14 protein-coding genes are annotated in these 24,014 nt (G+C 58.0%); 1 reads left to right on the top strand and 13 read right to left on the bottom strand.

What is annotated here, in order from left to right:
• Positions 1-12: 12 nt before the first annotated feature.
• The 4 genes from iscB to EKD05_RS01250 all read right to left on the bottom strand — a co-directional run bounded on the left by iscB (position 13) and on the right by EKD05_RS01250 (position 3,722).
• Complete coding sequence (iscB, locus tag EKD05_RS01265; RefSeq protein ID WP_129670475.1) at positions 13-1,314, bottom strand: RNA-guided endonuclease IscB; 1,302 nt, start codon at positions 1,312-1,314, stop codon at positions 13-15.
• 346 nt (positions 1,315-1,660) lie between these two features.
• On the bottom strand, positions 1,661-2,152 hold the full coding sequence (locus tag EKD05_RS01260) for a DinB family protein (RefSeq protein ID WP_129670474.1): 492 nt from the start codon (positions 2,150-2,152) through the stop codon (positions 1,661-1,663).
• Positions 2,153-2,268: 116 nt separating this feature from the next.
• Positions 2,269-2,817, bottom strand: a complete 549-nt coding sequence (locus EKD05_RS01255; protein WP_129670473.1) for an AAA family ATPase — start codon at positions 2,815-2,817, stop codon at positions 2,269-2,271.
• Between the two features lie 215 nt (positions 2,818-3,032).
• On the bottom strand, positions 3,033-3,722 hold the full coding sequence (locus EKD05_RS01250; protein ID WP_129670472.1) for a VIT family protein: 690 nt from the start codon (positions 3,720-3,722) through the stop codon (positions 3,033-3,035).
• A 1,066-nt stretch (positions 3,723-4,788) separates the two neighbouring features.
• On the opposite strand from EKD05_RS01250, the gene EKD05_RS01245 reads away from it, so the two are divergent.
• Complete coding sequence (locus EKD05_RS01245; RefSeq protein WP_165360529.1) at positions 4,789-6,561, top strand: DUF5752 family protein; 1,773 nt, start codon at positions 4,789-4,791, stop codon at positions 6,559-6,561.
• Positions 6,562-6,664: 103 nt separating this feature from the next.
• Here EKD05_RS01245 and EKD05_RS01240 read toward each other — a convergent pair whose 3' ends face one another.
• From EKD05_RS01240 to pth, 9 genes are all read right to left on the bottom strand, one after another.
• Entirely contained in the window at positions 6,665-12,145 is a 5,481-nt protein-coding gene (locus EKD05_RS01240) for an AMP-binding protein (RefSeq protein WP_129670470.1), read from the bottom strand.
• Positions 12,146-12,454: 309 nt separating this feature from the next.
• On the bottom strand, positions 12,455-13,075 hold the full coding sequence (locus tag EKD05_RS01235; protein WP_129670469.1) for a LysE family translocator: 621 nt from the start codon (positions 13,073-13,075) through the stop codon (positions 12,455-12,457).
• A gap of 156 nt (positions 13,076-13,231) precedes the next feature.
• Entirely contained in the window at positions 13,232-14,269 is a 1,038-nt protein-coding gene (locus tag EKD05_RS01230; protein ID WP_129670468.1) for an ABC transporter ATP-binding protein, read from the bottom strand.
• Positions 14,266-15,903: an iron ABC transporter permease gene (locus tag EKD05_RS01225; protein ID WP_205703834.1), complete on the bottom strand. Its 1,638-nt coding sequence runs from the start codon at positions 15,901-15,903 to the stop codon at positions 14,266-14,268. The genes EKD05_RS01230 and EKD05_RS01225 overlap by 4 nt, the downstream gene beginning before the upstream one ends.
• Before the next feature lie 332 nt (positions 15,904-16,235).
• Positions 16,236-17,360, bottom strand: a complete 1,125-nt coding sequence (locus EKD05_RS01220; RefSeq protein WP_240695571.1) for an iron ABC transporter substrate-binding protein — start codon at positions 17,358-17,360, stop codon at positions 16,236-16,238.
• A 158-nt stretch (positions 17,361-17,518) separates the two neighbouring features.
• Positions 17,519-18,922, bottom strand: coding sequence for a radical SAM/SPASM domain-containing protein (locus tag EKD05_RS01215; protein WP_165360528.1), 1,404 nt, complete (start codon positions 18,920-18,922; stop codon positions 17,519-17,521).
• A gap of 90 nt (positions 18,923-19,012) precedes the next feature.
• Positions 19,013-21,976 (bottom strand): tetratricopeptide repeat protein, encoded by a 2,964-nt coding sequence (locus EKD05_RS01210; RefSeq protein WP_129670466.1) that lies wholly within the window; start codon positions 21,974-21,976, stop codon positions 19,013-19,015.
• 16 nt (positions 21,977-21,992) lie between these two features.
• Positions 21,993-23,366, bottom strand: a complete 1,374-nt coding sequence (locus EKD05_RS25610) for a hypothetical protein (RefSeq protein ID WP_165360527.1) — start codon at positions 23,364-23,366, stop codon at positions 21,993-21,995.
• A gap of 83 nt (positions 23,367-23,449) precedes the next feature.
• Positions 23,450-24,010 carry an aminoacyl-tRNA hydrolase gene (gene pth, locus EKD05_RS01200; RefSeq protein ID WP_129670465.1) on the bottom strand — a complete coding sequence of 187 codons (561 nt, stop codon included), beginning with the start codon at positions 24,008-24,010 and terminating at the stop codon, positions 23,450-23,452.
• Positions 24,011-24,014 lie beyond the last annotated feature (4 nt).

Below are 24,014 nucleotides of genomic sequence, written 5' to 3'. Positions count from 1 at the left end.
GAGCGCCCTGCTTCAGCCCGCTTCAGCGTGCGCTGGCACAGGCTGGGGCTGATACGTATAGCCATCGTTCCGCTGGATGGCGCGAACGAACCGATAGGAAAGACCCTGCACGGTGCGGTTCGCGGTGGTGATGTTGAAACTCCCGCTGGCCCGCACGGCGACGCGACCCGTGTAGGTACCGACCTTCTTCCCGGTCGTGACCACGGCCCTGACCATATCGCCGGTACGAAGCCCCTTGACGCGGCGGGCCTGTTTCGCGCCAGTACGCGGGAAGCCGAAGCGATCCATCCGGCACATCTGGCGTGACCCGTGGCCGGTGGCCCGGATCAGGAGCGGGCGTACCCCGCGCGTGTCGAGCGCCTCGGGGGTACTGGCTCCCACACATGCCGCATCCATCCAGTGGCCTTTGGGCAGTCCCAGGCGCGTGCGGTTGAACGTTGTGCGCCCGCCCGTCCCGGCTTCTACGGGTAGGCAGGTGGCGACGAGCCGCTGGGACAGCGCCCAACGGGTGCTGTTGACTGCGGCGGCATCCTTCAACGGGAGGCGAGCCTGGGCCTGAAGGTGCGGGTATCCGAACTCCGCCGCCGTCTGCGTCCCCTTGCGGGTGTTGCACGGTTCACACGCCAGGGTGAGGTTGCTGACCCGATCTGACCCGCCCCGTGAGCGCGGGGTCATGTGTTCGATCTGCAGCGGCACGTCCGTGGCATGACAGTATGCACAGCGGCGGTTCCACTTTTCCAAGAGGTACTGCCGGACTTCGTATCCGGCCAGCGTGCCCTGCTGGTAGGCTACGCCGCTGACTTCGGCGTTCTGCATCTGTTGGGTGTCGAACCTGACCAGTTCGACGCTTAGGGCCGCGATGGGAGCGTACCGGCGCAGCCGGTTCACCCAGGTCAGGGTCGTCTCGACGCGGTGCTGAAGGCTTGGAGCCAGCCAACCCTCGGGCCGACGCCGGTTCAGGAAGCGCGGTTGGCGATAGCGGGTCTTCCGCTGCCGCCGGGAACGGCGCACGGCCCGCCGCTGGGAGAGCCGGTCGCGGATCTGCTGACCGCGATGGGTCAGTTCCCCCGCCCACACCACGCGGCCCGTTCCCTCAGCCACCACAGCGATTCCCGTGGTCTTGGAGCCGGGATCGATCTTCACGCGATGCGGGTGGGTCACGCGCTCCGCTGCCGTGCGGTCGGTCAGGATGATCGTGAACGGGAATCTGCGGAAGATCGCCGCCTTCCCGCGCGTAAGCAACTGTCTGGCCCGCGCTGGATGGCACGGGTCAAGCGGCTGCCGGTCGCTACTCAGCACAAACACCAATGACATCGGATTACTCCTGCTCCCCTCGCGGGGGTAATGGGTGCCTCGACCATGCCCACCGGGCTTGTCCTGCCCGCCACCTGCGTCCCTTGCCCCAGGACGGCGTGATGACGAGCGACAGGGCTACGGACTGGCACACGCATCCGTAGGTGTCATGACCCGGCGGGCGTAGTCCCCCAAACGGGACTCGGTCTGGTCAGTACGGGCTTACGGATTGCTCCACAAGCCCACGCGCTTCAGCCGTGGGTTACTGACTTACCTTGATCTCCTACGGTTATGTTGCCGCTATAGCTTCGGTCACAATAACCAATTATAGGATATATGTTCTTAAAATACAAGCCCCAAAAGGCAACTACGGATTATCATAGACATAGAAAATATAGTCTTGTGACGTCGTCTTCACGCCTAGATCGTTGAGTAACCTGAGCATCTGGGCGCGATGATCCGTGCCATGATTGACTACATGGAGCAGCACTTGCCACACCAGAAGGTCTTTGTCTTCTTCCGGTTCGCTGATCGGTGTCTCAAACAACATCTCGTCCTGCAAGACGGTCAGATATGCGCGCATGCGCTGCTCAACCTGATCCCAATACGTGCGTATGATGGTTCGATCATCACCGTGCGCGGGTGGCAGCGGTTCGCAGGGTTCGATGTTGCATAGTTCGCTGAACCAGATATCATCTACGCTGATGAGATGCAGAATGTGCGCCCGCACAGATCCATGCGAGTAGTCTACCGCCTGGGTGAACTGCTCATAAGGAAGCGACGTGATGCAGTCATCCCATAGCTTGCGGTTTTCAGCGAAGTGATAGTTATAAAAATGACGAAAGGAGTTAGCATTCATGCGTCTGAGGCCCTATTTCAGCTTGCGCGGCAGACCTTCAACAAGCAACACGCGCATCATTCATCTCGAAGACAAGCGCTTCTAAGCGGGCTAAAACCGTGAAGATCGCCATGTGACTATTCCAAGCAATGGACTGCCTTCAGGATGCAGTCGGCAGTAGCATCAATGGACATGTCTGAGTTGTCGATATAGATCCAACCTTGCGTTCGTAGTGAGCCGATATTCTGGTTGAGGCTGCGATACACCATCTCAATTCCCCAGTCGATATAGCCAGTCACCGGGCTCACACCTGATCGTTGCCGATTTCGTGCCTTCGCGACATCCTGTCGCGGAAACAGAATCACCCTGTACACGTCTGGGTATGTTTCCAGACCATTGTATTCGCTCAACAAACTGTGCGGATCCCAGAAATCATCGACCAACACCGTATAACCGGCCTCGTAATACGCCAGCGCCATGTGTCGAGCTATCTTCCTCGCCAAGGTCAATTGCTCAACCAAGACCGGCCCCCAAGCAGCATCTGGTGCCACATAGCCCGAGACCACCATATCACGCAGGCTATCCACAGCAACGTGAATGCTCTTGCCAAACCGCTCCGCAAGCGCCTGTGCTACCGCTGTCTTGCCAACCGCAGGCGCCCCAACAATGAGGATGATTGGAACCATAGCATTAGTTTACCCTCGGGAGAGAAATCTATCTACCCTCCTAGCGTACCGTATGTTGTGTCGCACAGATTGTCCGGCATCCGCTTTTCGGGCCGAGAGCGGCCCAATGCTGGGCTTCGCTTGATCTGGCGCGGTGAACCAATGCCTTTGCCACTCAGCAAAACGCCAGCCGTCCGAGGCATCGCGCCAGTGTCAGGTGGAAGGCAAGTAGCGAATCAAGTTGCCACCCCGAAGAGCGCGCCAACCCCAGCCGTCAACGCCATTGCCAAGGCACCCCAAAAGGTAACGCGTAAGGCACCAACAATTACCGGAGCGCCACCTGCATAAGCAGACAGTGAACCCAACAGCGCAAGAAACAAGAGCGAACTGCCCGAGACAGCCCACACGAGCGCGGACGCCGGAAACAGTATTACGATGAGAAGCGGAAGAACGGCGCCCACCGAAAATGTGCCAGCGGAAGCAAACGCGGCCTGAATGGGACGTGCCGCTAAGACATCAGAGATACCCAGTTCATCACGCGCATGGGCACCAAGTGCATCGTGCTGCATTAGGCGGCTAGCCACGGTGGCCGCAAGTGCCGGATCTAGCCCGCGTTTGACATAGATCGCTGCAAGCTCCGCTTGCTCATCTTCGGGATAGGTGGCTAGTTCTTCACTTTCTCGGGCCAGATCGGCGCGCTCGGTATCGGCCTGTGAACTGACTGACACGTACTCGCCGGCAGCCATCGACATAGCTCCAGCGACGAGGCCAGCAACGCCCGCGACCAAGATGCCCTGAGTATCAGATCCCGCTGCAGCAACACCCAAGACAAGACTGGCAGTGGAGACAATTCCGTCATTTGCCCCAAGAACAGCGGCCCGAAGCCAGCCGATCCGTTGGGTTTTATGTTTTTCAGCATGCCTCATAGAGCATTCCTTTAACTGATAGGTGCCTTACCACGCCCAACGGTCGGCGCTTAACCACGCCACTGGCAGGCTTGGTAGATCGCGCCTCGGCGTTCGAGGAACACCGACACCAGCAAACTGCGCGCGCTTGCCCCTCAGGCAATGGAACGATAGAGAAGTGGCGCTTATGCATCCTGGTCGCCATACGAAGATCCAACGGTGGTTCTCCTTGAACGGTATCCTGTGTCTATTGTAGCACGCCGCACTACACGCAGCCGATAACCCGTGCCAGCCCAACTAGGGCTGTTGCAACGTCATCTTGATCGTCTGCAGATTACGCAGATGCGGAAGCTCTCATCAGGCGGCTTCGATAGGCGCACGGCTGGCGGTACGGGGCGACGTGTTGAAAAACGCACAAGGTTAGGGGCCGCGCCAGCGGCGTCGCCTGCGAGGCAGTGTTGGGCCGAGGCTTAGCTGGACGACCGGCGGTGGGGAGATTTACGAAGGCACAACAGATGTGGGTATACGATACTTCCGTTTCCCTTACACTCCATCTGTTGGGTTGTCAGCGTCCGTGGTGCGAGGCTCTTCTGCCTCTAGGGTACGCGCAAAGTCATCTAATGATCGACCGCCTTTGCGTGTTGCGCGTTCGGCTAAGAATAACATAAATGATTCGCTTTGCCCAAGTGTTGCGACTTCTTGCGCAAAGGCATCCTCAGGCTCCAAGACAAGTCGTTTTCCATCTCGCCGGATAAGAACGACATGCTACGCCGTCAATCCGCCGCTTAGCTCCAATGCCTTGCAAATAAGCTCACGCCAAACCGCCACGTCGCGAAGGGTTAGCGAACAGGGACGCATCTCATTGATTCCGCCTATCATACCTGCTATAGTATTTCCAGGACAAGATAGAGCAACCCTAACGGGTTTGTAAAAGCGGTTGTATGCTTGCTCGCGGCGTAGCCGCGAGCTACAACACCTTCACAAATAATTTTATGCAAACATATTCTACCTTTCCATCGACGCGAGCGTTGTGGCAACAAGCATAGCCTGATGACCTGTCTTTCGATGACGAAAGCGAGGTGCGTTGGTGCATCTGTCCATTCTGGCTTCCGATCTGGATGGCACCCTGGCTGAGCATGGTCACGTTGCCCCTGCAACCTGGCAGGCTCTCCGCAAGGCGAAGCAGGCTCAGAAGACGTTGATCCTTGTGACTGGGCGTTCGCTGGCGACGTTTGCCCCTGATGGCCCGTTTGCCGAGGTTTTTGACGCGATTGTGGCCGAAAATGGCGCGGTTATCTATTTGCCGCGCCAGGATAGTGTCATCTTGCCTTTTGGTCGTTTGCAACAGGGGTTGCTCGAACGCTTGCTCGGCTTGCCCATCCCCCTTGAGCACGGCATGGCCTTGGTTGCAACGCACGTTCCTCATGATCAGCCTATTATTGACGTGCTGCGTGAATATGGTGGCGGTGCCAGTATCGAGTATAACCTTGGATCGGTCATGGTTTTGCCCCAGGGGGCGACTAAAGGAACCGGGTTGGCGTTTGTCTTGCGCGAACTCGGCCTTTCCCTCCATAATGTGGTTGCATGTGGCGATGCGGAAAATGATCTGAGTCTGTTGCAGGCTAGTGAGTTGGCGGTTGCGGTTGCGAATGCCACCCCTGAATTAAAGGCTACCGCTGATCTGGTGCTCGATCAGCCCTCTGGTGCTGGGATGCGCCAGTTGCTTGGGCAGTTGATCGATGGCACGCTGCCTGCCCGCCCCATTCGTCCAGAGCGTCAGCTTGCCCTGGGGTATCAGCTTGGTCAGCAGCCATTTCACCTGGATCCCTGGCACCTGGTCGATCGGGTCTGGTCGATTGGTGGTGCAAGCGGCAGCGGCAAATCCTGGCTTGCTGGTCTACTTGCCGAGGAATTAATCGCTCAGGGCTATCAGGTTGTTGTCATTGATCCCGAGGGCGATTATCGCAGCCTCTCGGCGCTACCGCATACGATGCTGGTTGGTGGTCAGAATTCGCACCAGCAGCGCGTCGGCGATGCCATAACCCTCTGCGAGTATGGCAATGCCAACCTGATCGTTGACCTCTCTTCAATGGAGCAGGAAGCTCGTAATGATTACCTTGAACGGTTGCTCCGCGAATTGCTCGATCTCCGCATCCGTCGCAGTCGCCCACACTGGATCTTGCTCGACGAAATCCAGCAGAGCTATCCGGCCTGGAAGTCTCCCTATACGGGCACGGTTCAGGCGCTGATGGCAGGTGGCGGGGTGGCGATGGTGAGCTATCGGCCCAGTCTGATTGCCCGGCCACTCCTTGAGGCGGTGCAAGTCTGGGCGATCACGAATACCACTACTCCCGAAGATCTGGCGCTCTTCGATGAATTGCTTGGCACCACTCCCAACTGGGCACACACCCGTAGGCAGATTACCGCTTTGCCTCGGGGCCATGCGTACTTGACCGATCTGGGGCCGACGCCAATGCACGGTGCTGCCTCTGAGCATAATATTATCTTTCGCACGGGTCTGCGCCGCATGCCGCACATTCGACACCTGCATAAGTATGTCACCGTCCCCTTGCCACGCAATAAATGGTTCGTCTTTCGTGACGATACGGGCACTATGCACGGAACCGCCGCCAATCTCGCCGAGTTCCGCATGCTTATCGGGCGCGTGCCAATCGCAACCCTCGAATATCATCTCTACCGCAACGATTTTGCTTACTGGCTCACCGATAGCTTGCATGATGCCGAGCTCAGTCGGCAGATGCGCAAAATTGTTCACCGTAAGGTCAAAGGCCCGGCCCTCCGTGCTGAGCTTGAAGCGATCATCGCTGCCCGCTACGATGAATTAGCCACGATGCTGTAGTGAACTAAGCATGATCCTCTAACCAGCTTTGTACCCTGGCAAGATACCAACGTGGGGTGGCGCTGATGCGCCACCCCACGTTGGTACTTCTATCTATTCAGGCTTATGAGCGCATGCTCTCGGCCCAGGCTTCGTACAGCTCGTCCTTGTTCTTCAGGCCAATGCGCGGCAGGGCGTGGTTGACCACGTAGGTTGACCCGACGTGGCGGTTCTCCCACATCGCCTGATGCGCCTCCTTCAGTTCCTGCCAATCCACCACCAGCGGTTCGGTGATCGAGAGCAGACCAGCGCTGATCTCGTCGCTGAGCCGCAGGATCTCGTAGGCATTCGAGAGGTGCGTGCCCCAGAGGTTGACGGTTGGCATGTAGACCCGGCGCTGACGCATCCAGATCTGCGGGGCAAAGAAGGAGTAGCGCCGTCCGCCCATCTCTTCAAAGTAGACGATCCGTCCGATGAACGGCTTGACGAGCATTGCACTGACGTTGAGCGTATCGTGACCCGCCCGCTCAATGATCATGTCGGGATAGCCACGGGGGTTATCTGCACTTATCAGGAAGCCGCCAATCGCACTACCGAGCGGCTTGAAGGTCAGGTCGTTGAAGCGCCGGATCGCCTCCTTCAGGCCATCGGGATCTGACTTGGAGTCGGGCAGGTCGGGCATCGTGTCGGGCCAGTCAAAGTCCTCACCATAGCGGCGATGCAACTCTTCGATACTAACCACCCCACGCAGCGCTGCGCCAAAGCCAAGACTAAAGACAAACTCGCGTTGGGCATCAGTATAGGTCACGACCACAATGCGTGCCCCGAGCGCACGAGCCGCCTCAATTGCTTCGAGGCCCGGCTCGTCAACGAGTGACTTGCCGTCAACACCGTAGTAGATCATCACCGCCTGACCACCGCGCAGACCCGCACGGCGCATCATCTCCTCGGGGCTCGAATGGCCCGGCTTGCCAAGGAAGGTGAAGTGATAGCCCGAACTGGCCCCGTAGAAGGTTAGCACCGGAATATGCCCATCACGTGGCTCACCGAGCAACTGGAAGCTACGGGCAAACGCCTGCTCACCAGCGTGCGAGATAGCATAGTCGGCCAGATGATGGTTGTTCTGCTGGCGATAGAGATCGAGCAACGGCTCGCCAGCCTTCTCCCAGGCCTCCCACTGGGAAGGATCAGACGGGATGCGTGTGAAGATGCTGGCAATCGATGGATGCTTGCGGTTGATCGTACCCTTGCCACCTGCCTCCATCAACGTCCTGGCGCGCTCTTCGCTCGAGACCATACCAATTACCCGCAAGCCGTTGCGCGCCGATGAGCGGGCCGCGTCAAGACCAGTACCGGTGGCAGCACCCTCAATGAAGATGCTCTTGCCCGCCTTGATCTGCAGCGTCGTAAAGAGTGCGCGGTAGGCCGTACCCAGATTGAGCATAAAGCTTCCTGCCGCCTCAAGCGACATATCCGGGGCCAGCGGCAGACACTGGGGTGCCTGGGCGAGCATAAACTGCTGATGCGAGCCATCGGGCGTATTGTAGCCCTGGATGACAAAATCAGCCGCCATCGGGTCGAGGCCCATCATCGGCGAGAGCACATTGCTCTGGCCGGAATAGACGGCGACCAGATCGCCGACTTTGAGGCGGCCCTCGCGGCGCAGTTCTTCGCCAAGGGTCGCTACGATGGCAACACCGCCCGAGCCAGTAATGTGCCAATCGCGGTCATGCTCGTCAAAGAGCGAGACCGGAATGCCCGTAATCGCCCAGATATCATTGAAGTTGACTTCGCTCGCCAGGATATAGAGCAGCGCCTGATTTGGTCGAGGTTTCTCGACCGGAATGATCACCTCACGCTCGACATCAATCGGGTCACCGACCAGATCTTCGCCGGTTTCGGGGTCACGGATGACACCCTGGGCATACTGCCAGGTGGGCATTGGCGTCACCCCTGGGAAGAAGGGTGAGCCAATCGGCAGCAATTGCGCGGTCTCCAGGTAGAGTTTCTCTTGCTCGGCGGTGACCAGGGTGCGGCGGGTGGGCAGCGGTTCGCTGCGCTTATCCATAAAGTCCTGGATACCCTTCTTGCCGCCTTCAGGATCAACCACCGCCTCGGCAAAGAGTTGCGCTTCGTGGGCGAGACCCTGCTCGAAACCTTTTTCGAAGCCAACGGTAATCGCCTCAAGGGCCCGCTGAACGGCCTTGGTACGACCGGCACCTTCCGACTGCTTCAGAATGCGCTGCACCCGTGGGTTCTGGATGATTGCGTTCAGTTCATCCTGCACGAAGTGGGACTGCGGCTGTTCCCATTTCACCAGAGCCGCCTTGCGGCGCTCGAAGGCAGCTTTCAGCACGCCCGTGCCCGTGGCGTACTCACGCACGAGTGCGCCAGCGAAATTAACCGCATCCTCGGTTTGTGTGGCAAGGTGATCGATCAAGCCAATTTCCAGCGCCTCTTCCGAGGTAATGCTGCGCCCACCCAGGATCATCTCGAGCGCACGCAGGGTTCCGGTGCCATTCGAGCGCTTGTAGAGCAAGCGGGGAAGGCGCTGCGTACCACCGTAGCCTGGCAACATCCGCAGGTTAATCTCGGGCTGACCAAACTCGGCGTGCTCATCGGCAACACGATAGTGACACGCGAGGGCAAATTCGAGCCCACCACCGAGGGCCACACCATTGATGGCTGCGATACACGGCTTCTCCATCCGCTCGATCTTGCGGAAGGCGAGGTGCGCGTTATTCGGCAGCGCAATCGCATCCTCGAAGGTATGCATATCTTCGAGCAACTGACGGATATCCGCACCAGCCACAAAGCTCTTGGTGCCTTGACCGGTGAAGATCACGGCGGCAACATCCTCGCGGCGAGCCAGGTGGTCAACAATCGTATTCAACTCGTCAAGCGCACGCTCGTTGAGCGCATTGACCGGCGGGTTGGTGATCGTCACAATCGCCAGCCGTCGCAAGGCCGTGCTCTTCTGCGCGACTCCACTGCCCTTGAGGGCGTGGTACTCGATGCGGAAGTAGCGATAGCGCTCGAAAATCTGCTGCTGATCGGCAAGTTGCTGTTTGCGCTTCCAGGCATCGATCTTCTCGCTCAGTTCGTCGAGTATCTCAGGATTGCGCAGCGTACTCGTATCGCCAAGCGACTCATCGAGCATCAGGTTGCGCAAGAAACGACGCACATACTTGCCGCTCCGCGTTTCGGGGAAGGCTGTGACTTCGATATAGTCCTCGGGTACGGCCACGATACCCTTCTCGTTGCGCACCAGGTCATCGAGGCGGCGACGATCATTGCTCGAAAGGCGATGACCGGGGGCCGTGAGCACAAAGGCGAGTGGGGTCAGACCCTTTTCGCGGTGCGGTGCGCCGACCACAATACAGTTGCCAACCGGTGAATCGGGGGTCGTCTGCTTATCACGCAGGATTGCGCCCTCGATCTCTTCGGTGCCCATCCGGTGGCCCGACACATTGATCACATCGTCTGAGCGGCCATGTAGCGTAAAGCTGCCATCGGCATACTTCATCGCGAAGTCACCCTGGACATAGGCCCACTGACCATCAGGCCCGCGCCGCCAGTAGGTCTTGGCATAGCGGTCGCCATCGCCAACCCATGCGGTCAGCGGTTGCTCGCCCGCGATCACCTTCTCGAAGCCTTCTACATCACCCCAGATCGTCCGGGTGAGGTAAGGGTAGGGCAGCGTAATAACAATTTCGCCCTTCTCTTCGCTTTCGGCCTGGTGATAGGTTGCGGTTGTGCCATCGGGCTGTAGTTCGCTCAACCAGACATCGCCGAGTACCCATGGCAGCGGGTAGGTGTGTGCATCGGGGCGCAGCGGATAATCCTCGTTGCCATAGAAGTGGGTCCAGACGATGCCGCCGTGCTCAGTTGCCCAGTATGAATTGATATACTGGGGCGACATAATTTCCATCCCAAATTGCTGCACCGCCGGTGAAACAGGCTCGGCGCAGAAGGTACACACGCGCAGGGTGCCCATATCGTACTGTTGCACGTCGGCGACATTCTGCTGGTTGGTCATCACGCTCTTGAGGAAGGTCACGCCAGCCTTGAAGATCTGCACTTTGTGGCGCTCGATGATGCTCGAGTAACGCCCAGCACTGGGGAAGACCGGGGAGCCTTCGACGAGCACGCCGATACAACGCGAGCTCATCGTCGCACTGATCATATAGCTCTGACCGGTGATCCAGCCCGGATCAGCGATCACAAAGATCACATCACCTGGCTCGGCGTCAAAGCTCACCTTCATCGTATGCGCAAGGCCAGCGACATAGCCACCATGCACATGCACCACACCCTTGGGTTTGCCCGTCGAGCCGGAGGTATAGATGATAAACATCGGATACTCGGCATCAACCGGGGCACAGGGCACAGCGGCATAGAGTGCCTGCACGAACTGTTCGGTCGGCAGAGCGAGCAACTCTTGCTCGCTCTTGACGGTCACACCGGCAGCAGCGGCGAGTTCAAACAACGTCGCCGTTGCCTTCTCCATCAAATCGTGGCTCCATACATCGCGTTCGGGGCGCCAGAGGATATCCTGGCCCGTATGGCGCACCACGACGACGGCCTTGACCCGAGCCGGCGAAGCCACCAGCGCCATCGCGACCGCGGTACGGATCTGCGACTGCTCGGCGACATCAAGATCGCTCATCTCTTGCAGCGCCTTGCCGACGCCACGCATCACATCCGAGCGCTCGACCGTAATATCCTCGGCAATTGTCTCCTTGACGATCTTGAGCATCATCTCGGCCTTTGCCGCAGCAAGGCTAAGTTGCGTCAAGGTCTGCTCAACGATGCTGATTGCCATCTCGACCGGGATAAACTTATCGAGCGCCTGGTCGGTATAGACCTCTTTATAGGGCACGATCTGCGCATTGCGGTAGGCACCATCCGAGGTGATGACCACCTCGGCACCCGCATTATGGATGCGATCCGAGAGGGTCTTATCAGAAAAACCACCGAAAACGGGCGTATAGACAATGCCCAGGCGCTTGGCGGCCTCGGTGTAGTAGATCTGATCAAGAATATTGGGCATATTGAGGGCAATGCGATCACCCTGCTTCAACCCCAACCCCTGAAGCACCAGCGAGGCCTTGACGACCTCAAGCATCAATTGTTTGCGGGTGATGCTGGTATGCACCACCGGGCCGCCGCGCCCACCATTGAGTGAACTGTCCCAGCGGTCGCCCTCAAAATAGTAAGCGATTTCATCCCCAAAACCGTTGAGGACGTGGCGGTCAACCTCATTGAAGCAGGCATTGGTCAGACCACCTTCGAACCAGCGGTAGTGTGGGGGATTATCATCATTGAAGGTACGCGCCCAGGGCTGATGATCAGCCCCATAGGGCACCTCAACAACTGCGCCGTTACCTGCATCGAGGCCTGTCCAGCGGGATGCGGCCTCGTCCCAGGTGATCCAGGCGTTCAGTTCAGCATCGTACCAGTGAATAGCACTGCGGGCGATGGCAGCATGAAAGGCACCCGGATCATCGAGAACGGCATTACGTTGAGCCTCCCAGTCAACACGGCTAAGGATCGGATTGCTGCGCGGAGTGCGCGGTGGGGCGAGGGACGGAGCCTCGAACATTACTTATCCTCCGGGGATATGCAAGGCACGTGTAACAGATTGTGATATGACGTACAAAGGGACTATACACTAGGGTACCGAGGATGCCCTCATTCGTCAAGGGTGAGTTGGGCGGTATCCTACCTACCCGATCTAATAGGGGGGTGAAAGCCGTAGTCTCCATACGTATCAACGTTAAGGCGGGCGCTCTAAAAAATCGTGCGTATGCTGACGAAAACAGCCAGCGAAGCTGGCTGTTTTCGTCAGCATACGCACGATTTTTGGGGGCCATGGGTCCCCAAAACCTCAGCGGGTTGTAAGGCGGTAGCCCTACAACAACACACTCTGCCCTACCAGCATGCCCGCCAGCGCAAAAAACATCACGCTCGATACACTCGTAAAAACCGCCTGTCCGCGTGGGCCGATCATATGACCCGACCGCGAAATAGCCAGCGCAATCAGTGCCTCGAGCCCTGAAGCAACCACAAACCAGATCACCGTAAAGAGGATCAACCCCATCGCTCCACCGAGTTCGTAGGTGCGGAGCATGGTCGGCGTTCCTGTCGCCAGCCAGAAGGTCCAGGTCAACGGGTTGGCCAGGTTGCCCACAACCCCCTTCCAGAACGACCAACTGAGCGGTGCCGCCGCTGCCATCTCAGCATGCCAGAGCCGCCGCGCATCGCGCAGCGCTTCGATGGCAAAATAGGAGAGGCATAGGGCACCAAAGAGTCCAACCCACAGGGAGGCAGCCGCTACCTGGGCAATGATCCAGCTAAAGGCCAGGGCGGGTAACAGCAGAAACAGGTCAGCCGTGGCCGAACCCAGAATAACGCGGAAGCTCGCCTGAAACCCCCGTGTTGCCGCTTCCTGGACAATCGTGACAAAGATTGGCCCTACCGACAGGGCTGCCCCGACCCCTAGCAAAACGCCTAGCCAGATGATTTCGCCCACAACTCCCTGCCTTTAGCGCAATCCTTCTGCGCACAACAAAGCGCGGCCCACGGTGGCCACGCTGCACACCGCGAGTCTACTCCTCGTTGCGGGCATGATGCTATGGATACTGTGTCTAGTATTTATGGTGTGGTATTTGGGCAAACTGACTAGACGCTACTGTAAGGGGTGAAACCATGCCAGGGGATGTCCAGGGGCAAGGGTGACTTGCACCCTGGTGTCGGGGGCAAATTCGTGGACATGGTTGCAGACACAGCGCAGCGTGCGTTGCGAGGCAAGGGCGACATCGTACAGAAAGTCGCCCCCCCGAAAAGTGCAGCGAAGAATCCGTGCGTTACCCTGAGGGTCAGCGCTTAGCTCGAGGTCGTCGGGGCGTACCAGCATGTCAACCGAGGTTCCCACTGGTGCGTCAATTGCCTGGGCCACGGTTCCGAGTTCGGTCGCAAGCCCCGCTGCGGTGACGGTGGCAGGAATGAAGGCTGCAAGGCCAATGAATTCGGCAATGAACCGTGTCGCTGGCGCAAGAAAGAGCTCCTGCGGCCTGGCGAGTTGCTCGAGCCGCCCGGCTTGCATGACGGCAATGCGATCACCCATAAAGAGGGCCTCTTCCTGGTCGTGTGTGACAAAGAGTGCCGTGGTGCCCAGTTGTTTGAGGATCGTCCGTACCTGCACCCGCAAGGTCGTACGCAAATCAGCGTCGAGGTTGCTAAATGGCTCGTCAAGGAGCAAGACCGCTGGATTCGGGGCCAGCGCCCGTGCCAGCGCTACCCGTTGTTGTTGCCCCCCCGAAAGTTGGTGGGGCATCCGTCGTTCGTAGCCATCGAGCTCGACCAGTTTAAGCATGGCCTGCACCTGGGCCTGACGTTCACGTGCCTTGCCACGCAGTCCGAAGCCGACATTCAGCCCGACATTCAGATGGGGAAAGAGCGCATGCTGCTGAAAGACCATGCCGACGTGACGCTCTTCGGGTGGCACATGAAGACCCGGCCCGGCGACAAGGCGCTGATCCAACGCAATCGTGCCTTGATCGGGCGCTTCAAAACCTGCCAGCATGCGCAATACGGTTGTCTTGCCACAGCCACTTGGCCCCAGCAACGCCAGAATCTCGCCAGGCTGGATCGTCATGCTTACCTGGTCAACGGCACAGGTCGGGCCGAATGCTTTGCTCAATCCTTCGCACGAAACCAGACTCATGACATACCTCGACGCTCGCGCAGCGACAGCAGGGCCATTGGCACTGACGATAGCAGCACAATCAACAGAGCCGGCGCGGCGGCACGGGCAAAGAAGGCTTCAGACACTGCCGACCAGATCTCGGTGGCGAGGCTGCGAAAACCAAGCGGCGCAAGCAAGAGGGTTGCGGGCAATTCCTTCATCGCAGTCAGAAAAACAAGGCTCGCCCCGGCAAGCAGGCCAGGGCGCATCAGCGGCGCGGTCACCCGCAGAAAGACCTGCGGCGGGCGGTACCCTAGACTCCGCGCACTCTCTTCGAGACCAGGATGGATCTGCAAGAGCGATGTACGCAGCGCTCCAAACGCCTGCGGGAGAAAGAGAATGGCATACGCAAACAGCAGCATCGCAAAGGTCTGGTAGAGACCACGGGCATAACTGATGCCAAAGAAGACCAGGGCGAGCGCAACGGCGATGCCAGGCAGGGCAAAAGCTGAATAGGCCATTTGTTCGATCAGGGCCGTGAAGCGACCGGGCCGACGCACCACCAACACCGCCAGAGGCAATGCAGCTAGCACCGTCACAAGCGCTCCCCCACCAGAGGCAAGCAATGAATTCCAGACAGCTGACCCCAGATTTCCCATCTGTTCACCTGCCAGCAAGCCGCGCACCAGCCAGTAGATCAGGATGGTCAGTGGCAATACGAGGCTCAGGCTCACAATGAGCGCACAGAAAACAAAGGCAGGCCAGCGCCAGCGGCCTAGCGCAATGATCGTCGGTGGGCGAGCCACGGCGCCGCTCGCATGAGCATAGCGTGCCGCCCCACGCGTTTGAGCCTCGAATGTAACGAGCACAAGCGTCAAACCAATCAACAGGAGCGCAAAAAATGCCGCTTGCGAGCGATCAAACGAACTGTATTGCAGGTAGATCACCCGGGTGAAGGTATCAAAGCGCATAATTGCCACGGCACCAAAATCGCGCAAGGTATAGAGGGCTACGAGCAGCCCACCTGCCCCTAGCGCGGGGCGTAGGGCAGGCAAGACAACCCGCCAGAAGGTTGTTGTTGCGTTATGTCCCAGACTGCGTGACGCCTCTTCGAGCGACGGATCCATCCGCATCAGCGCTGCACGGACACTGAGCAGCATATACGGATAACACATCAACGTCAAGGCAAAGAGTGCCCCGGTAAAACCGTAGATTGATGGCAGTCGTGTAATGCCAAATAGCCCCTCGAGCAACTGCTGCAACGCACCGCGTGGCCCCAGTGCTGAAATATAGAGATAGGCCCCGACATAACTGGGGATCACCAGGGGCAAGGGTGTCACCACGGCCCAGAAGCGGCGCCACGGCAGATCACTGCGTACCGTCAGCCATGCGATTGGCACGGCAATCAGCGCTGAAACGGCTGTTACGGCAAGCGCAAGGCCGGTGGTGTTGCCGATGATGACCCACGTACGCGGGCGCATGAAGATTTGAAGCGCCGCTTCGCTTGTCTCAAAGGCACGGATGAGCAGATAGACCGTAGGTAACAACAAACCTGCCATGACCAGCAATGCCCCTGCCCAGAGTAGGAGGGTTGACCAGTGCGGCAGGCGCTGGCGCAGCGTGAAAGAACGCTGGCGCTGCTGTCTAATTGGAGAAAGCTTTGCTTGATTCAACCTGAAAGCTCCACAGACTGTCTAAAAAGTCGCCGGGTTGCTCTGGAGTGCCGGCTTTAGCCGGCTAATGGTTTTCCAGAAATGAATCCGCTATGCGCCCGATGCCGTCGGGCTTCAAGCCCTCGGCTAGGAAATGCGAAGCCCACCTTCGTGGGCTGGAGCGGATTCATTGCTGAAAGACCATTACTAGTCTGTAACTTAAGTTTTCCGACCTTCCTGGGTACGCGGGCGTCCCGCCCGCTTCGGGAGCACCAGCGGGCGGGACGCCCGCGTACTCAGGGTGCCGAAACATCAGAAATTTTAGGTTCCAGACTAATTACGCTTGGGAGCCGTCACGGGAGTACCCCTACATCCTGCATCAACTGGATCGTCCCTTGAAGATCATCCAGCTCAGCCATGTCAATGTCCAGCGCGGCTGATTCGAGTTCTTCGAGCGGGGGCAAGCCCGGCGGGCCAATCACCCCTTCGACAACGGGATATTCAGCCGTTTGACTGGCAAAGTACTGCTGGGCAACGGGCGAGAGCATAAACTGGATAAACCGCAGCGCATTCGCTTCGTTGGGGCTACTAGCAAGACGGCCCGCTCCAGCGACCATAATCAGTGACCCGGGGCCACTGCCCGTCAAGAAATGGTTGCGTGCCTTGAAGCCCTCGCCCTGCTCGGCCAGAAAACGGTAGAGATAGTAATGGTTTGTGAAGCCTATGTCAACTTCGCCTGCGGCCACGCCGGTCACAATCGTGGTGTTGCGGTCATACACAACAGGATTGTTAGCCTGAATGCCCTCGAGCCACGCTCGGGTCTTTTCGTCGCCCCAGACCTGGCGCATTGCGGTGACCATCGCATGCAACGAGCCATTGGTCGGTGCCCAGCCGATCCGTCCTGACCAGACCGGGTCGGTAAAATCAAAGATGTCGGCTGGCAACTCTTCCGGGTTGATCGCATCGGTATTGTACGTCACTACCCGTGCCCGACCCGAAATGCCAATCCACAGATCCTCGGGTGAGCGGAAGCGTGTCGGCACCTGACTCACCAGTTCGGCGGGGAGTGGCGCAAACAGGCCAGCCTGTGCTACCGCTCCGAGACCGCCGGGATCCTGGGCAAAGAAGATGTCGGCAGGCGAATTGCCTCCCTCTTCGAGCAGGGTTGCCGCCATTTCAGAGGTTGACCCATAGCGTACCTGCACATCCACCCCACTCGCCGCAGCAAACTGGTTGATCAATGGGCCGACAAGGGCCTCACTGCGCCCTGAATAGATCACCAGGTTCCCCGGGGTGGCAGGCTGCGTGATGGCCGTCTCGACCACCTGCGGTTCGGCTGTCACCTCAACCACAACGGTCTCGCGGACAATTTCAGCAGTTGGGGCGGGCGGGGTTGCTGCCTGGGTGCAAGCGGTGAGCAACAGCGCAACCATGGTGAACAGGGTCAACATGAACCGACGCTTGAGCAAACTGGGCATAGACTTCACTCCTTCAATGCCTTTGGTAAGTATAGTGTAAATTTAGAAGTTAGATTATACTAATCTTTTTTATTTGTCAAGGCGCACAGGTTGCAACGTGTCACTACGGACACGAAAAAAGCCAGCATTGCTGGCTTTTTTCGTGTCCGTACGCATCTTCAGCGCTGGTGCAGCAGGCGTAATCCTTCGAGGCGTAACAGGTCGGGGTAGAGGGCTTGGTAGATGTTGCAATCGGGGGATTGGATATCGGTGCGTCCGGTTGCCCGTAGGGTCGCGAGCGGGCATCCTCCACCACACCAGTAGCGCCACACACAGGTGCGACAGCCCTCTTTGGTGTCGACGTGGCGACCTAGCGGCAAACGCTCGTCATGGCGAATTGCCCCAAGGGGATCTTCGTGGTAGATATCAGCAACGGGCATATGTTGCGCCATCTGGCATGCGGCGATACGACCGTGATGATCAATGACCAGATAGTGTGATCCAGCGGCACAGGCATGCCCATGTGCATGCGAGAGATCGGTACGATCCAACAAGGCACCAAGCAGACTCCACGAAGGTGGGTTGGCCGCAACCGTGGCATAGATTGTCCGCATACCTTCGATCAGGGCCGCTTCATCGGCCAGCAGGTCACGATGACTGCGGCCGCAGGTGTGATCACGGGCAAAGCTCAGCGTAAAAGGCAGGTCACGTTCGAGCAGCCACGCCACGAGTTCGGGCACGCCTGCCAGACTGGTGCTGGTGATCGTCAAGGCAACAGCGGGTTTGAGCCCTCCCACCTGTGCGCGTTCAAGCCCAGCCATAATGGCCTTCGTTGAGCCAGTGCCGTTGCACATTGGACGCTGCTGGTCATTGCTGATAGCGGCACCATCAAGTGAAACAGTCACGTCCAGGCCCAATTCGCGCAAACGCGCCACGCGCGGCGCTGTCAAACCAGTGCCATTCGTCAGCACGGTTGCCGCAAGGCCAAGGCCCGCGGCGGCACACTGCTCCTGTGCATACTGGTGGGTTGCAACCAGGGTATCAAACGCCAGCAATGGCTCACCACCTGCATACTTCAGGGCAAGCTCGCGATAGCCGTGGCGTTGGGCTGCGGCAATGCTTGCCTCAACCGCCTGATATGCCGTTGCAAGGCTCATTGCCTCATGGTTCTTTTCGATATAGCAATAGGTACAACGCAGGTTACATGCATTGGTGAGATGCAGCCATGCCACCAGCGTCGTTGGCTCGGCAGGACGTGGCAACGTCGGGCTGTCGGTCGTAACCAGCAATCCCATCTCGACGAGCCGCACCAGCGCACCAGACACCTCGGCGGCCTCGGCGGCCTCGGTGAGCGGCAAGCGCTGGATCAGCGCCAGGGCTGCTTGATTCAACACAGCTACCTGGCTCAAGGATGGGACAAATGCGACGACATGTTCCCCATCATCCAGATCCAGCGTTGTGAGCAAAGGATGTGGACGCAGGCGGTGGATTGCCAGGTCATCCTTGGTCCCCGTGGGTGCTTGTACATAGACTGGCAACGGCAAGCGGCAGTCATTAAGCGCTACCGAGGTTTGTTCTGGCACCAAAATGTGTGCTATGGAATGCATGCATACTCACACAACTGAAGATTTTCCTTGTTCTACCTCAATTAAACGTGAGAAATTGCAATTCCATCACGCTCCAAAGAGGTCAATATCTTCAATTGCCTGAGTGAGCAAGCGATCAACGAGCGAAAGGGCCGAAATCGAGGCGCTACTCTGAGCGGCGGCCTGGTGCATCGGTTCGCGCAGTGCTTCGATCAGCGCCGGATCACCCGGTGCGGTGAGCGCACGGCGTGCCAGATGGCGGAATCGTTCGATGGGGGCGGCATCTGGCGAGAAGGCCAGCAGGCCGGTAAAGGTATGCACGAGATGCAGACACGCATCGTGATAATGCGCCTGACCAAAGGCGACTGCCGCATACTGCCATTGGATCTGGGCAAAACGCAGCCAATAGAGCCGCAATTCTACGGTTTCCGAAGACTCACCGTAGCGCATGGGATCCTGCAAACTTGCTGGCAAGAGCGAGCAGGCTTCTTCAAGCAGGGTGATCGCTTCATCATAGCGCTTTTCGTCCACACAGATCGCGGCCATTGCCTCAAGGATGCTACAGCGAATCAGCCGCGACGTGGTCTCATTCGTTAGGGTATTGGCTTCGGTCAGCAATGCAAAGGCCTCATTGCGCCTGGTTGTCACCGCTGGCCCGGGGGGCATGTTGGTCGCCCAATTGCGCAACGCTTTGGCCAGGGCACTGCGTACCTCGATTTGGCGCACAAGCTCGCCCTCTTGATCAAAACCTTTGATGGCTTGACGATAGGCCGCCACTGCACGGGCATACTCGGCATTGCGTTGCCCAGGATCGGCCATTGTCTCGGCAATGCGACTGCGGATACGGCCTTCGGCATTCGCATTGAGGGCGGTGGCCCGGACGCTCTCAAAGCGGGCAAAGAGCCGTCGAGCCTCCTGGACGCAACGAAGTGCCTGATCCATCCGGCCAAGATCGGCATAGAGATGGGCCTGGGTATTGCGCGTTGTCGCGATGCGGTAGGCGACCCCGGCGTGTTCAACCAGGGCGAGCGACTGATCAAGGCAGCGCAGGCCACGTTCCGAATCACCCTGGCGGCCCATCGCATAGCCTAGATTATTGAGCGTTACTGCGTGTAGGCTATTGACCTCGGGGCCGAGTTGCCGATACAGACGGAGCGCTTCTTTGTATTTCGTAATCGCACTTTGCAAGTGCTCTTGCACGCGTTCAAAATAGCCCCAGTAGTTATACGCATTCGCCAGGATAAATTGCGCATAGGCGGCATCTGGATCAGCCGGATCGAGTTGACCAATGATTGTCTCAAGCTCAGCGACGAGCACCTGATAGTTGTGGGTAATCTGTGCCCCACGCGAGGTGCGCCCGGCGATATAGACCTCGGCCTGCAACTGGGCGGCATCAAGATCGCAGCGTGCTAGTGGCGAGCGATCATAGATCGCACGATAGCGTTCCCGTACATCTTCCGCCAGCGCCACAGCGGCACTATATGCATTGCCGCCGGGCATTGGGGTGAGCATGCGCCGATAGACCCAGCGAATGGCTTCATCATAGATGATGCGTTCCCAGGTCAGGCCACTCGTCAACAAGCGTTGGCGATAGAGGCGCCCCCATGCCATGTCACGATCAAAGAAACGTGCTAATTCTTCTTGTAATTGCGCGTCAAAATCATCATCGCGGGCCTCAATCGCATTGGTGCTCAACTCGCGATAGATTTGATAGCCCTGGCGCAAATTGATTGACATATGATAAAACATACGTTCAATTTGCAGGTTCTGGAGTTGCTGCTGCAGGCTGGCAAAGCTTGAGGGTGCCGACAGGGCTGCAGCTGTTGATTGCAGTTGTGTATAGACCGCCGCAATCTGCTGATCAAGAAACTGCACGGCCAGGCGCCACCACGACAGCGCCTGCTGATCGGCCAGTTTCCCCAGCAGCAACTCGTACATCTCGTCATGCAGGATCAGCTCATCCTCATCAACCCGCTTGACAAACACAAAAGCGGTCAATTCATCGAGTTGCTGATCGAGTTCAAATGGTTCAACGACCTCACCTTCTTCAGCAAAGAGGAAGGCGAGCATCTCGCGACGCACACCTTTGCGCAAATAGACAGCACGGGCAAGCAACTGGGCCAGATCTGGTCGTTGCCGATAGAGATCGCCGACAATCAGCTGCACCAACGCATCACTGAGATGGGCTTGATTCGCCGGGTAGACAAACTCGGGCGGCAACGCCGTAATATCAATAATGCCTTGCTGGGCACAGGCCAGCGCAACGGCAAGCACAACCGGTCGCCCTGCGCTAATCGCATGGAGTAACTGAATCTGTTTAGGGTCAAGGGGTGTGAGGTTGGCAAATTCAGTGGCGATATACTCAGTCGTTTCGGTGAGCGTAAAAGGCTCAATCGTCAATGGGGTCAGGATCGAGCCAAGAATCTCGGTAAGCATCCTGCGTTGACCGGCCCGCGGGCGTCCAGCGAGGATCACGATCGTATTGGGCAGGCGTTTCAGCAGATGCGCCAGCCACTGTTCGAGCCTCCCAAGCTCGCGAAAATCAAACTCCTGGGCATCCACTAGCGCCGGGTGTAATTTCTCAAAGGTGTCAATCAACACCACCAGGCGATGCGCAGCGGCCAGTTTGGCATAGCATTCAAGAAAGATCTGTTCGAGTTGGGTACGTTGCGCTTCAGCGTCATGGCCAAGCGTCGCATAGAATTGCTCGTGCGCTTCATAAAAGCGGGTGAAAGCGGGTTGCGACCGCCCCCAACGCACGGCATCAGCTTCGAGTTGCGTTGCAAGCGCATACAGCATGCGGGCAGGCTGAAGATAGCGCCCCAGATAGAGATCAATCACCTCGGTGCAGAGCACCTCACTCATCTCGCGACAGCGTTGCCGAATCTCGGCCAGCAGCCGTGTTTTGCCGATCCCCCCTTGTCCTTCGATCAAGAACACCGAACTCTCGGCCTTAACGTGTGTCAAGGCCCGATCAACGAGATCAAGCTCGCGCTTCCGGCCTACCAGGTGACGGGCACTGCGAAAATATGCTTCGAGGGTAGTGATCATAGCGTTCTTGCTTCATTCATGCAGCAACGTCGTTGGAAAGCTGGGCCTCTAGCATGGCAACCAATTCCTGGCTGTGGGTTCCGTAGCGCCGCAGCACTGCGGGCAGATCGGGATCAGTCACCAGGTACATCTGTAATTGACTCATCTCCTCGTCATCAATCTGCCGTCCATCGGGGCTGACTAGATAGCGTGTCACCAGACCACGCAGCAAATGCGCCGGACGGTGCTCGCTGGGTATGGGTGTGTCAAGGAGATGCCACAAAAATTCGACAAGATGGATGTGACGGGAAACCAGAACTTCGTCCAACATTTGACGATAGTAGTCGGTGACAAGTTGGCGGATGGCCTCGTACCGTTCCGGATCAGTATAGCGCACATAGGTACCGATAATGCGCCGTAACGTCGGGGCCACGCGATACGAAAGACTCGCCTGATCCCAGATCACCAGATCAAGCTCTTGCAGTTGTTTGACCATCAGCAAGAGGAAGGTCTGGCGCGCTGTTTCACTTGTCGTACCGCATGTATGCTGGATCAGACGCTGCATCAAGGGCACCGAGAACTCGCGTACGACTGACAGAACTTCAAGCGCACACTGGAGCACGGGGGAGAGATCCGGCCCAACTAGTTGATAGAGTGCATCAAGAATCTGATCCATCAGATCCGCTTTATGGCCCGTTTCCCACTCTGATGGCACAGGCAAATAAGCCTGCATCTGAAGCGCAAGTTCGTTCGCCAGAGGCAAACCACTGGTCAGGCCATAGATGATCTCGGCCTCAGGGATGCTCAGTTGGAGATGCAGGGCCGTCTCTTCAAGGCTCAGCGGGGCAAGCACCATGATCTCGGCCCGCCGTCGTGTGTCAAATTCACGCCAGCGGAGGGGCGAGCGACTGATGATCGTTGCAATCACGTGATCAGTGCGTACCAGAGGCAGCAGCAATCCGCGTTCGAGCCAGTTGAAGGCGATTGGCGTCCCTCGTACGGTTGCATCCAACAAAAAGAGGCAGCAGGTGCTCTGCTCAATTAACTGCCCAGCCAGACCGGTCAGGGCCGCATCGGCATTCAGATCATTGATGGGCGCAGGCGAGATCGTGAGGGCGGGATGACAAGCTGCAATCTGATCGAGCAGCGCCTGCTTGAGCGCAAGAGGCACGAAACGCGCTGAAGGTGGCAAGATCGGTAATGCCAGACGCAACTTGACAATGTCATCAGGTAACAACGTACGCTGATCAAGATGCGTAAGCAGCGTTCGTTTGCCAATGCCATAGACCCCACAGAGATTGACCAGGCATCTGAGCGGCACAGCACCACGCTGTAGATTATCCAGACGCTCATGGAGTTGATCCAACTCAGCAGTATGGGCAACGAGACGCGCTGGCTTGTTGCTAACCATCCTACCTCCCAGAGGGGCATGGGGTATTACGTGCCTATGCAGTACGTAGCACGGTAAAACCCGCCGTGCTTATCTCTACTATATCAATTATAACGATTCATCGCAACTACTAATCCTTCGCGAACGACCAGATCAACCGCATCGGCGGCGGTCGCGATCAGGTCGGGCACCTGTTCAGCCTCTTCTTTGCTAAAACGACTCAAGACATACGCGGCCACATCCATTTTTCCTGGCGGCTGGCCAATCCCGATACGAAGGCGGGCGAAGTCACTAGTGCCAAGTTGTTGGACAATTGAGCGCATGCCGTTGTGTGTTCCGGCGCTACCGCGTTCACGAAACCGGAGGCGTGCAAAGGGCAGATCAAGATCATCATAGATAATCAAGATCTCACGGGCAGCATCAACCTTGTACCACGTACGCAGGGCTGCGACTGCCTGACCGCTCAGGTTCATAAAGGTCTGCGGCTTGACAAGCGCTACGCGCTGCCCTGCGACCTTGCCTTCGGCGAGCAAACTGTTGGCCCGCTTGCCACCAAATTCCAGCCCATGCCGGGCGGCCAGGGTCTCCACCACGTCAAAGCCGATATTGTGACGGGTGCGTGCATACTGAGCGCCCGGATTGCCCAGGCCAACGAGAAGCCACATGGTC

Origin of the sequence: Candidatus Chloroploca sp. Khr17 (assembly GCF_004138165.1) — a bacterium.
Lineage (GTDB): Bacteria > Chloroflexota > Chloroflexia > Chloroflexales > Chloroflexaceae > Chloroploca.
The sequence above is the reverse complement of the archived record's forward strand: the minus strand, read 5'-3'. Positions and strand labels throughout refer to the sequence as shown.